Raw genomic sequence first — 12,002 nt, 5'->3', positions numbered from 1 at the left:
AATCCACAGGCACATACAGTATTAATACTACGGTGAACCAATCCCTGCTGAATGGATCGGTCACCGTGTCGAAAAACGGATCGGTATCCACTCCTGCCAGTGGTACGCATACTTACGATAACAACCTCGACTGGGTAATTCATAATGGCGTAGGTTATTTCTTTCCCAGTGAGGGAAAAATCACCTTATCCAATCAAGGACAGTCAGGTTCATGGGCCTCCATCAATACCTCATTATCATCGGCTGCTGTTTCTAAAAATGTTTTCAAACTCTGGTTCAGCCACGGAGTCAAACCCGTTGCGGACAGCTATGCTTACATCATTGCTCCGGAAAAGTATACCGACGCAGAGATGGCGGCTTACCCGATTGATGACATAAAAATATTGGCTAATACCGATACCTTACAGGTGGTGTATCATAAACGACTGAATATCTTCGGTATGGTTTTTTATGCAAAAGCAATATTTGCCAATGATACTATGTCTGTCTGTGCCGATGCCGGATGTGTACTGATGTTGAAAAACGTCGGTACGCCAGAAGTAACCGTACATATAGCCGATCCCATGCAGTCGCGGGCCGAAGTAAGGTTAATAACCTCTTTGTCTGCTATCGATGGAAAAAAAGAACTGGTATGTACCCTGCCTGTCGCTCCTTATAACGGTTCAAGTCTCAGTTATACCATCAATAAAAACACACCTGATGTTGTTGATATTCCTACGGGAGTAGAAACTACTCCTGCAAATATGCAAAGTATAGCTTTATATCCGAACCCGCTTCAAAGGGGTGGAACTTTACATCTCGATATTTACTCTGACAGATCAGGTTCTATATCGGTTAAAATAATGGATATGACCAGTCGTACCGTATTGACATCCATTCAAAACATAGAGCTTGGTAAAAATACGTTAACCCTCTATGGTATAGATCTTACTCCCGGTATTTATCTGATCTCTATATTTACGCAACAGGGAATATACGGGAAAGCGGTAAAATTATTGGTACAATAATATGGATGGAAAAAAATTATGAATGATTCGATAATATTTAATCTTAGATATGCTGGTTATGAAAATAATTCACTAAAAATTACCTTCAATCTTGAAATTTGAAATATTTTACAGAATTCTGTCCCAGCGATAATACCAATGGGATTTTCTCATTTTTCCCGGCCAAAAGTATGGCAGCATATGTTACCAACTGGAGTTAACAACCATTGAAGTATCGTTTGGATGTGGCAATGATGTGTAAACCGGTTTCGATATCTGGATTAACAGCTTGTCAGACAGTGGACTTAATTTATGCCGCCAGACCTTGCGGAATTTTAATCGTTTTCAGGATATGGTGTTTAACGGGGATACATATTGATTGGTTCGCCTTATGCATAGGTAGTGATGTATGCATCAAAAGATAAAAGCAAAGCTGTATTGTTTACCTACATTATGTATCCACATTATGTGATGACCTTGTAGTCGGTGCACCTTAAAGGACTTGTATCTGGTAAAATGTACAGAATAGTAAAAATCAATATGCCGGATAATGCCCGAAAATTGGGGATTCCGAACCAGACGTATTCTGGTGGATATTTGATGGAAGTGGGTATTCCGGTTCTTTCCAACAATCATACAACAAGCCGGGTATTAGAGACCACCGCAGAATGAAAATGTATATATCGTTGCTGAAAATCTGGCATTTTGCTTGATCGCACCACATGAATTTGTAATTTTATCAATAGAAAATGATCACATAAAAAATAAGCTTCATGAAAAATACAACCATTTTATTTACCTTCCTGATCATCGTATTGCTGACCGCTTGCAACACACCTGAACCACCGGTTCCTTATGGCGCTGTTCCCACTTCTTTACAGGTAAAGTGGCACCAGATGGAATATTATATGTTTATCCATTTTGGGCCTAATACTTTTACGGATAAGGAATGGGGGCATGGTGATGAAGATCCTAAAGTCTTCAGTCCTACGCATCTTGATTGTGGTCAGTGGGCGCGTATTGCCAGAGATGCCGGAATGAATGCAATCATCATTACAGCCAAACATCATGATGGTTTTTGTTTGTGGCCCAGTCAATACAGCACACATACAGTTCGTGAAAGTGCCTGGAAAGACGGTAAAGGTGATATACTCCGCGAATTGTCCGATGCCTGTAAAGAGTATGGTCTGAAATTCGGCGTTTATCTTTCACCTTGGGACCGTAACCACCCTACCTACGGTTCCGATGAATACAATACTGTGTTTGCCAACACACTTACCGAAGCCCTGAGTAATTACGGACCGGTATTTGAACAGTGGTTTGATGGGGCTAATGGCGAAGGACCAAATGGTAAATTACAGGTATATGACTGGGAAGTATTTCGCGATGTGGTACATAAGCTACAGCCCGATGCTCTCATTTTTGGAGGTCCCTACCGTAATATTCGTTGGGTAGGCAACGAACAGGGGTATGCGGGCGAAACAAACTGGGCTACTTTTACTTCCGATAACTCTATTGATGGAGCATCGGGTAATATACTGGCCTCCGGTACCGAGAATGGAAAAGAATGGTTACCCGCCGAGGTGGATGTATCTATCCGTCCGGGATGGTTTTTCAGTCCGTCTACTAACGACAAGGTAAAGTCATTGGGCAAACTGCTTGATATTTATTATAGTTCCGTTGGTCGTAATGGGAACCTGCTCCTGAACGTTCCACCTGACCGTCGCGGATTGATCCATCCGAATGACTCGGCACACCTGATGGAGTTGCGCAGGACGCTCGATGCTACTTTTACTGTTAATCTGGCCCAGAATGCCAGGTTAACATCTAAAGAGGTTCGTGGACAATCGTCAAAGTATGGTGTTAAAAAACTTACCGACGGAAACTTTGATACCTACTGGGCTACCGATGATGGCAAATTGAGCTCATCGGTGGAGATTGATCTGAAAAAAGCACAGACATTCAATCGTATTGTTCTTCAGGAATACATCCCACTAGGGCAACGTGTAAAAGTATTTAGCGTGGAATATTGGAACGATGGGGCATGGCAGCTTATCGACAGGCAAACCACCATTGGCTACAAACGGATACTTTGTTTTCCCGAAGTAACGGCGCAGAGGGTACGGGTGAATATAGAAGAATCGCTTGCCTGTCCGGTCATCAGTGAAATAGGCATATATAAAGCCCCTGAAATACTTGCCACTCCTGTTATAGGAAGAACCAAACAAGGACAGGTATACATTCATTGTGAATCAACGGATCCTGTGGTCTATTACACAGTGGACGGCACTGAACCAACCGTTTCTTCTAAACGTTATACCGATTCTTTCAACTTGCCGCAGGGTGGCATTGTACAGGCCAAAGCTTTTATCAACAATAATAAGCAAAGCAGCGAAACCGTACGCGAGGATTATGATCTGGCCCCGGCCAAATGGATGGTGATGAGCTCCGAGGGGCGAGGTATGGAAAGAGCGGTCGATGGTAATCCGTATTCGGTATATACGCTTCCCGAAGGACAGACGGCCATAGTCGTCAACTTTGGTGAAGAACTTCGACTGAATGGGTTTACCTATACCCCGGTAAACGGAGCGAGTGGTAACATATATCGTTATAATTTCTTTGTAAGCCGGAATGGTCAGAAGTGGGATAAAATTGAAAGTAATGCCTCCTTTGATAATATCAACAACAATCCGGTACAACAATTCGTACGGTTTGATCAACCGGTTGAAGCTAGTTGTATCAAGCTCGAAGCCACTGAAACCGTCGAACCTGGTAAACCGGTTGTAGTCGGCGAAATAGGTGTGTTAACAAAGTAATCAGGAATCGTCGACTGAAACTTAGACGTTCTATGAACGTTAATTTAAAATCAGTAATGGTCATGTTATCCCGTCGTCATTTTATATGTCAATCTGCCTGTGGCGCTTTAGCCTTATCCTTGTTGCCTTTTTACAGGTTGTAAATCCCAACCCGAAGCCTTTATCAATAAACTTTTACCAGCCCCGGTAGACGGAGGTTTTACGATGGACGATTATTGGGTCTGGGGTTCATCTATCATCAGGGAAAATGATGGTAAGCACCATATGTTTGCCGACTGGTGAGCCAAGGATCTGGGATTTGGTGCATGGGTTCCCAATTCGGAGGTAGTGAATGCCATATCTGATACGCCTGAAGGTCTGTATGCCTTTGTAGGAGTAGTTTTACCAGTACGTGGAGCCGGATTCTTTAACGGACTGGTAACACACAATCCACGGGTGATTTTTCAAAGAGATAAATTACCTGTATTATTTCGGAACTACTTATGATTTTCCCGTTCCTGCTTCCGGTGATGTTCCGGTGGAAGGTTCGTTTGGTAATGTTTGGATGAATAAATGTATTGGAGTGGCTTCGTCCCGGTCATTGTATGGCCCGTAGAAACGGATGAACAAACCGGTGATTGAGCCCCGACCGGGATATTGGGATGCTACCATCACCACCAATCCTTCACTGGTGATAAATACGGATACAGATAAAATATTGCTGACGTATTAAATCATTACCTGTTGACTGGAAGACTCTTATTGCTCGGGGGTGCAGAAACCTCATATCCCCTTCTGTAAACTTGTTACTCTAATGTATAAATAGTTGTCTGTTGCTTATCCGATTTCACGTATTATCAGAATGCTTTACTGTATATTTCGTAACTTTATTACTATAGGTCGAATAGATTTTAATTAAGTCCAATTATGGGTAACAGCTGTTTAGACAATGGGTAACTCCCAATCATATAATATAAAAACTATTCCTGCCGCATACTGAATATTACCAAACATTCATTATTTGGATCTGTTGCCAGAACCTCTCCGGTGCCATCATTGATGCAAAACCCTGTAACATGACACTCAAGTTGATATTGCCGTACCGGAATGCCTTTCAGATCAAAAATCCTGAAAAGGTTGCCCCCTCTACGGTTATTTTTCCCTGTTTAATGTCGTCTAATTCATGCCCTTAATAAATAGCGTAAATATGCTGCCTGTCCGCATAAACACAACTATACTTCACCATTCCGTCCGGTTAGACTGTTGCCTCCCAGTAACGGTACCGGGGTTCACCGTCTGGGCCAATTGTTAAATAAGACGCTCCGCCTTGCAGGTGATATACTTCCAGTACATCGCCGAACTGTGCCACCATTGCCAGAATGCCGTTTTCAACTGGAGTGGAGGGAAAGACTCGGCGCCAGATTATTGGAACAGGAACGCAAATGTAAAGGAAACGCGCTCTTTGCAGGAATCTGTATCAAATGCCCATTCGGAGAATGTACTAACCTGCAAAGCAAATCCTGTATCTATCCCTGCTAATTCGTCATTCGCTCGAATATTTTAGGTTCGATATCGGGAGAATCGCTTTGGAATCGCTGTATACCAAACTGAAATGGGGAAAAACGGGAAACTTCCCGAATATTTTGTGTTGGAAAGCAAACTGTTATCAAGCAGATGACAAAAACCCAACCTCATCAATAAATATTTTATCTATACAATCAAGATGTTATTCGGATCTGGATAATTATATGATTAACGATTTGTCATTTTTCTTTATATGATAAACGAAATAAATAGAAAGCATTACAGTATGATTCTTATCTTAATATTTTAGTAAATTTGCCATGTGTTTAGCATATTATTGATATTGATACGTAATTCAAATTCAACTGAATATATTTAATTGATGAGAATAATGGCAAATTTACATAGCAAATAAAAATGATCAATTTAAATTGCTTATAATCACTAAGTTAATTATGGAGCAAAAACAGTAGTCACCGAATTACAGATTCCGCTCTAAGAAATAGATTTTTGGACAGTCCAATCGATAAAACTTGTTTTATGAATGAGGTGGCCTATATATCAACAGGTTCGTTTACCGTCAATATCCTTGAAATCTATTTCGTACTCTTCTCCGTTATGCAAAGTAATGAACATGCCTAATGGAGAACCCGAAGGCATTATTTCACGAATATCCATCGACCTGACAGGTGAAAGTTCTTCTTTTGTCCACGGTATTTCATCGGTACGGTGGAGCATCACGGAAACCATCAGTTCCATGGGCGGATTTTTATCCAGTCGTTTTTTCCGGGTAAAAATTACAGTGCTTTCATCGGCCTCAGCATTCCGGTTTTCATGGACCAGGGTTTCCACCGAGTCCCATCCGGTATAGGTGATCAATGCTAATTGCCTTCCCGGAATGCTTGCCGTTATTACTTTCCTGTTGTCTTCCCCATATTGGTTGATAATGGCTTTTTTACCGTCTATATGGGGCATTCCGTAATGTCCGAGTGTCAATTCATATTCGAATGCCAAACGAGTACGGTCAACCCGGATAACACCGCCCGGAATAGTAATTTCAGCCAGATCGATGATATAGCCTACACCATTATTGGGAGGCTTGCGCATGATCGCCTGACGGTACAGGACATTTCCCCTGACACCGTTATACAGCATGCTTTGAGAAATAGTAAATTGTTTGTTTTTATCGGCATCATTCCGGACGGTTTTTCCTGTAAGGTAGAAATTTACATCATCTCCTCGTGTATCTCTCGGGTCCAGGCTTCGGAAAGAATACTCCATAGCCGTTCCTCCCTGTGGATTATGGTCTTCCCAAGGAAAATGAGTATTATAAGATAGTTTGGAATAATTGGGATCATCATAATATACTTTGCCGGGAATAATTTCGGAAGTACCGGTTTTCCCATGATTCACCAGTACCAGTCCGGGACTTTCCAGGATTGTTTTATGGGACTTCATTCCCAGGGTTTCCCACATGCCGTCATTTTCTTTTGCTGTCCAGAAGGGCGAATCCTCCGGTAAAGCCAGGCAGATAAAAGGCAGAAACATCAGGAACGGGCTTCCGGCACAACTGTAGTCCTGTATCATGTATTCCTTTCTTCCGTAAAATCCAAGGCTCGGGATATCATTGTAATAGAATTCTTCTCGGGTGACAAACTGAAGTATGGATCCGGAACAAAGCCTTCGGGCCCAACCTGCATCGAGCAACGGTTCCCCTTTCAACATGAAGGCTACGGAGAAAGCCCCGGAAACCCAGGTACGGTAGCAGATACTTCTCGACCACATGTTAATATATCCGTCCCGCCCGAAAAAGGCGGTAAGCGATTCCATTAGTTTTCTTGCCGATTGTTCAATGATAGCCGCTATTTCAGGATAATACTCATCACCGAAAGAACGGTTCCAGATAGTCGTGTATACAATAAATAAACTGATAGAATAATAATTATATGTTTGTTCCAGATACCAGCCATCTCCCGAGTGGTAGGAAACTACCCACAACAAGTGGCTTTTCAGTAGATCATCATCAATTTCATATCCGTATTTTTTGAGGAATGAAAGCGCTATGATATTGAAAATCCGCCAGTTATTCTGGGTGGTGCGATGATGTGCCCATTTTGAAATGGTAACCACCATTTCTTCCTTCTGTTGATCGGTGAAATGTGGCCATAAGACTTCGGGCATCAATAATAAGGTCTTGAATAATCCTCCGAATTCGCAGGTAAACTGATAATTGGAGTCAGGTAGTTCCTCGGGAAGAGGAAGGGAATTAGCATGGCCTTTGGTAAAAGTGCGGTAGAATTGCAGGCAATAGTAATCCCGGAGTTTGATGCCTTTAATGGTAATTTCCGGATCGATGTGAATCAATGGTCCGGCCAGTGTGAATGTCCTTTCCAGTGCTTCGAAATCAGCGGCCCGGTATCTCCAGTCGGGTGCGTCTGGCTGGGGATAACTTTTTCCCGGAACGATCGGGAAACTTAAGGGGGTTTCAATGGAATCAACATATGTAAAAGCACGCTCCAACAGGTATTTTGCGCACTCGATATAATGTTTCCTTGTCATCCCGGTGAGGGGGCTTAAAGTTAGATCGGGATTTGCTATTTCAAAAGCATTTTTCATGTGAATAAATATATTTTTATGATCAGGTGAACCCCAAAGGATTCCCTGAAGGTGAATATTTAAAACTTGCTTATTACAATTGATGAACAAAAATGTTCATGGGTATTTCTTCAGGAAGGACACCTCCTTTCTGAAAGCTTTTCAAGAATACATCAGGAGATCATTCTTTTTTATATTGTTCATACAATTGACTGATTTTGGCCTCTTCGCTGTTTCCCGCATGGATGATCACCCGGTAGCGTAATTGTATTTTTTCTCCCTTTTTCAATACGGTAGCCTTGTCATCTTCCGGCCAATACATGGGTGTAGGTGATATAAACCCGTAATCACGGGTGAACCAGGGAGAGGGGAACCATTTATTGGAGGGGTGTTGCATAATAGCGATTCCTTCCGTTCCGGTTTTACGTGTTCCATAGCAATCGATCCAGGGCGATCCTACGCCGAATGTTCCTTTTTCACCCTGTTTTCCTTCTGAGTTGATCATGGTTCCTCCCTGCCTTACAGAGAGGTCGGGATCGATCCGGGCGCTGAAAAGGGAATGATTGGTCTTTAGTATGGTAACGTCTATCAGCATTTCCATTTCAATATCAAAATCCAGTTGGTACAATTCTTTGGAAGGGGAGGTGATGGTTATTTTCCTTCGGTCGATGATCGGGGATGGGGCATCGGGACGCTTCCAGATACATTCATCTTCAATCACAACTTTCTCTCCTTTGGCCTCCAATATCTTAGCTCCAATGGAAATAATACGTCCCCGTTCCAGGCCTTCCTGCCAGTAATTTCCGCCATTTACCCTGTCGCATCCGAAAAATAATGAACTATGGTGCGGATATTCACCATTCCGCATAGATGTGACCCCACTCCCCGATGTGGGTGCATTAACAGGAAAGAAGAAGGGATATTTCTCGTCCGGAGAGAACCGGTAGCTGGTGAAAAACCGGTTGCCGACAGTGATGTCGATCCTGTTTCCGACCTGAGATGCGGAGATAACCGCTTTCTGGGCATATATTCCGGAAAAACCCAGCAATAGAGCTATTATGAATAAATACTTTTTCATCTGTTTATAATTTAATTTTTAAGGTCAAATGAACTCCGAAACCCAAAGGGTTCACCGAAGGTAACGGTTCAGCGGAGCTAAATACGCCATAGATAATTATTACGTTGTGTGAACAGTAATGTTCATGGCTATTTCATGTTTATATTAAAATATATGTGAAGTGATAAGATACATACTTGGTGTTATCATATTATTTATCAGAACCGGCAATGACTACCGGCGGATGTGCAAAATCATTCCATAATCGTTCTGCTTTTTCTTTTGTCATCTCTCCTTCATATGATAAAATCCTGTATTTAAGAACATAATGGCCATTTGCCTTGAGTTCCCAGTCTTTATTTTTAGTAGGAGCGAAATTAATAAAAGCATCGCCTCTTCTTCCGTTTGCATTTTCATCCCATATGCGCAATGGTTCCGGGAAATTATAATTTTCCGGGTGTCCCATAAAGAGTAAGCCCGAGCGGCCGGTCTTTGTATCTCCGGTAATATATATCCAGCGGGCATTGGTGCCATCGATCTGTTGCCGGGTTTTTCCTTCCGAAGTGAACATTTCACAGTTCTCTCGCGTCCATTCTTCCGTTGCACGATATCCGAACCCGGCATAACGATATTCTTTTATCAGCACCGGCAACGATGTGGAAGGATGAAGATGCGATTCAAAGTCCCACAAGAATCCGTCGGATATATTCCATGCCTTGATCTTCCATAATTCATTCATGATCACTTTTTCATTATCCGTCGTGAATATGTAATGATCGAGACTTGCGGTACATCCTGCAAAGACGTCGCCACTGTATGCGTCTTCGATCTCTTTTGCCCTTACTGTGCCCTGTTTGCTTCTCAGATTCCAAAGATCATATGTCTTTCCATCGTACATTATCTTCGTCCAGGGATTCCATATACCATAGTGATGATAATGATCTTTGGGCTGGATCGCCGTCAGGATATTCCCTTCAGGCGAATAAGCCGGATGAATGAAACCGCTCCTTCCATAAGACTTATCCGCACCTTCCGGCGGCTCGACATGGGCATAATTGTACTGAAGGATATTTTTACCGTCTTTTTTTAAAATCAGGGCTTTTTTGTTGTCCTCCACCTCCATTAACATTTTCTCAGGTCGATTTTCCTTTATTTTTTTTACATAAAAAGTCCTGACGGAACCGGCATCGGTTTTGCCATCAAGCGTCCAGAATAGAACAGGCGCTTTCCCTTCTTCAATGATGATCTGGCAGGGAACGGGTTTTTTCTGTTTTCCGGTACTTTCGTACAATTCGACTGAAGACGATTCCTTAAGGTTAAGGTCAGGGATACCTGCTGATACGACACAATCGATTCTATCATATTGTCCCGACTGGACAGTGATCCTGATCTTTCCTGCTACATTGAAAACGATGGCAAATAGGCAGGCTAAAGAAATAACCAGAGGTCTCATGATGGTCAACTAAAAATTATAAGGAGGCCTGTGAGGTCTGGATATCATTGAATTGGCCTCGTCGTCATTTTTGAAGCGTTCCAGAATAGGATCCCAGTAAAGCTTTCTGTTCAGTTTCATGGCAATATGTTGCAGAAGACACGCCGTACATGAGCGGTGAGCCACTTCTGCGGGAGTAATATTCAATTTCCGGGTCCTTACGCTTTCCAGCCAGTTGCCATGATGATCGGTGCTGACATATAAACGGACAGGATCCTTATCTGTTAATGGAGACAATATTTTGGAATTGGAAGCCTGCAGAGATTTCGAGCTGGTGCTGATCGGTTCATTGGGTGATGCCTGATAGGCGCCGCGGCTGACAAAGATCCATCCTTCGGTACCCGTAAACAAAACTCCGTTGGGCTTTTCCTGACTCTGGGTGGTTCCGGTTACCACTACGCCATTATCGTATACCATTCTTGTTTCATAATCTCCATGTACATTCCATAATCCGGATGTAGGAAATTTTGCTTTTCCCCAGACCTCAACCGGACCGGAGTATTCTTTATCCATGGCCCAATGTGCGATATCAAAATGATGTGCACCCCATCCGGTGATCATTCCCGCGCCAAACTGTTCGCAACGTAACCATCCGGGACGGCCGTATCCTGCCTGTGGATGTACCCGGTCGACCGTATAATATACATAGGGAGTTTGTCCCAGCCACATATCATAGTTAAAACCTTTTGGAACAGGCATTTCTTCGACATTTCCCCCGGGAGGGTCACCGGGAAGGCGGACATCGATGGTCTTCAATTGTCCGATGCGGCCGTTCCTGACCAGTTCACAGGCTATCCGGAATTGCTCCATAGAGCGTTGTTGGCTACCGATCTGCAGGATACGTCCGGAAGCATTCACCGCATCACTCATCTTCCTTCCTTCTTCTATGGTCAGGGAAGTAGGTTTTTGCAGGTATACATCTTTCCCCGCACGCACGGCATCGATCGCCTGCTTGGCATGCCAATGGTCGGGTGTACTGATCAGTACGGCATCAATGTCTTTATTGGCCAATAATTCCTGATAATTCTCATATGTGGTAAATCCGGAATATGGTTTACCCAGCTTTTTCGAATAATAATTTTCTATCAGCGTTTTGGCTTCATTTACCCTGTTGGCGTCGACATCTGCCGCTGCTATGATACGTACATCATCATATTTCCATACACCGGGCATATCATGGTCCCGGGATATGCGTCCCGTACCGATGGCGCCGATATTGATCCTGTTGGAGGGAGCGTTGGCGCCAAATACAGATGACGGTACAATAGTAGGTGCTATAATTAAGCCGGCCCCGCCTGCTGCTGCTTTTTTTAAAAAATCTCTACGTGAAGTCATACATATAAATTTATAAAGATCATCGATTAATTTTTCATTCTTCCAAATCCGATGCAATGATAGTGAATTAAATTTATGATGAAATATGTGAATTTTGCTAATTATGATACTATTTTTGCAAATTCTCCAGCGATATCTAACTATTAATAATAAAGAAAATTATATAGAGATAATTATTATGTATTTGATTGTTAGTCATGTTTCGCCAATATGACTCT

Annotated in this window: 9 protein-coding genes; 3 read left to right on the top strand and 6 right to left on the bottom strand. The window is 42.7% G+C overall.

Annotated elements, in window-relative coordinates; genetic code table 11:
* The 3 genes from LBQ60_09395 to LBQ60_09385 form a co-directional block, all read left to right on the top strand.
* Positions 1–1,007, top strand: a 1,007-nt coding sequence (locus tag LBQ60_09395; GenBank protein ID MDR2038125.1) for a polysaccharide lyase beta-sandwich domain-containing protein, incomplete at its 5' end; no start/stop codon positions are given.
* Positions 1,008–1,472: 465 nt separating this feature from the next.
* Positions 1,473–1,658: a GH36 C-terminal domain-containing protein gene (locus tag LBQ60_09390; GenBank protein MDR2038124.1), complete on the top strand. Its 186-nt coding sequence runs from the start codon at positions 1,473–1,475 to the stop codon at positions 1,656–1,658.
* A 101-nt stretch (positions 1,659–1,759) separates the two neighbouring features.
* On the top strand, positions 1,760–3,802 hold the full coding sequence (locus LBQ60_09385) for an alpha-L-fucosidase (GenBank protein ID MDR2038123.1): 2,043 nt from the start codon (positions 1,760–1,762) through the stop codon (positions 3,800–3,802).
* A gap of 212 nt (positions 3,803–4,014) precedes the next feature.
* On the opposite strand, the gene LBQ60_09380 is transcribed toward LBQ60_09385, so the two are convergent.
* The 6 genes from LBQ60_09380 to LBQ60_09355 all read right to left on the bottom strand — a co-directional run bounded on the left by LBQ60_09380 (position 4,015) and on the right by LBQ60_09355 (position 11,784).
* The gene (locus tag LBQ60_09380) at positions 4,015–4,230 is read right to left on the bottom strand and encodes a hypothetical protein (protein ID MDR2038122.1); all 216 of its coding nucleotides are present in this window, start codon (positions 4,228–4,230) and stop codon (positions 4,015–4,017) included.
* A gap of 52 nt (positions 4,231–4,282) precedes the next feature.
* The gene (locus LBQ60_09375; GenBank protein MDR2038121.1) at positions 4,283–4,453 is read right to left on the bottom strand and encodes a hypothetical protein; all 171 of its coding nucleotides are present in this window, start codon (positions 4,451–4,453) and stop codon (positions 4,283–4,285) included.
* A 1,413-nt stretch (positions 4,454–5,866) separates the two neighbouring features.
* Positions 5,867–7,921, bottom strand: coding sequence for a DUF2264 domain-containing protein (locus tag LBQ60_09370; protein MDR2038120.1), 2,055 nt, complete (start codon positions 7,919–7,921; stop codon positions 5,867–5,869).
* Positions 7,922–8,081: 160 nt separating this feature from the next.
* Positions 8,082–8,978, bottom strand: coding sequence for a PmoA family protein (locus tag LBQ60_09365; protein ID MDR2038119.1), 897 nt, complete (start codon positions 8,976–8,978; stop codon positions 8,082–8,084).
* Between the two features lie 190 nt (positions 8,979–9,168).
* A complete protein-coding gene (locus tag LBQ60_09360) occupies positions 9,169–10,410 on the bottom strand; it encodes a PmoA family protein (protein MDR2038118.1) in 1,242 nt (413 codons plus the stop codon).
* A gap of 9 nt (positions 10,411–10,419) precedes the next feature.
* A complete protein-coding gene (locus tag LBQ60_09355; GenBank protein MDR2038117.1) occupies positions 10,420–11,784 on the bottom strand; it encodes a Gfo/Idh/MocA family oxidoreductase in 1,365 nt (454 codons plus the stop codon).
* Between the last annotated feature and the right edge of the window lie 218 nt (positions 11,785–12,002).

This window comes from Bacteroidales bacterium (assembly GCA_031275285.1).
Classification (GTDB): domain Bacteria; phylum Bacteroidota; class Bacteroidia; order Bacteroidales; family UBA4181; genus JAIRLS01.
Note: the sequence above shows the minus strand (reverse complement) of the source record. Positions and strands in the feature narration are given on the sequence as shown.

Coding starts and splice junctions, on each gene's coding strand:
- LBQ60_09385 (MDR2038123.1), top strand. CDS start 1,760: ATGAAAAATACAACCATTTTATTTACCTTCCTGATCATCGTATTGCTG.
- LBQ60_09375 (MDR2038121.1), bottom strand. CDS start 4,453: ATGGTAGCATCCCAATATCCCGGTCGGGGCTCAATCACCGGTTTGTTC.
- LBQ60_09370 (MDR2038120.1), bottom strand. CDS start 7,921: ATGAAAAATGCTTTTGAAATAGCAAATCCCGATCTAACTTTAAGCCCC.
- LBQ60_09365 (MDR2038119.1), bottom strand. CDS start 8,978: ATGAAAAAGTATTTATTCATAATAGCTCTATTGCTGGGTTTTTCCGGA.
- LBQ60_09360 (MDR2038118.1), bottom strand. CDS start 10,410: ATGAGACCTCTGGTTATTTCTTTAGCCTGCCTATTTGCCATCGTTTTC.
- LBQ60_09355 (MDR2038117.1), bottom strand. CDS start 11,784: ATGACTTCACGTAGAGATTTTTTAAAAAAAGCAGCAGCAGGCGGGGCC.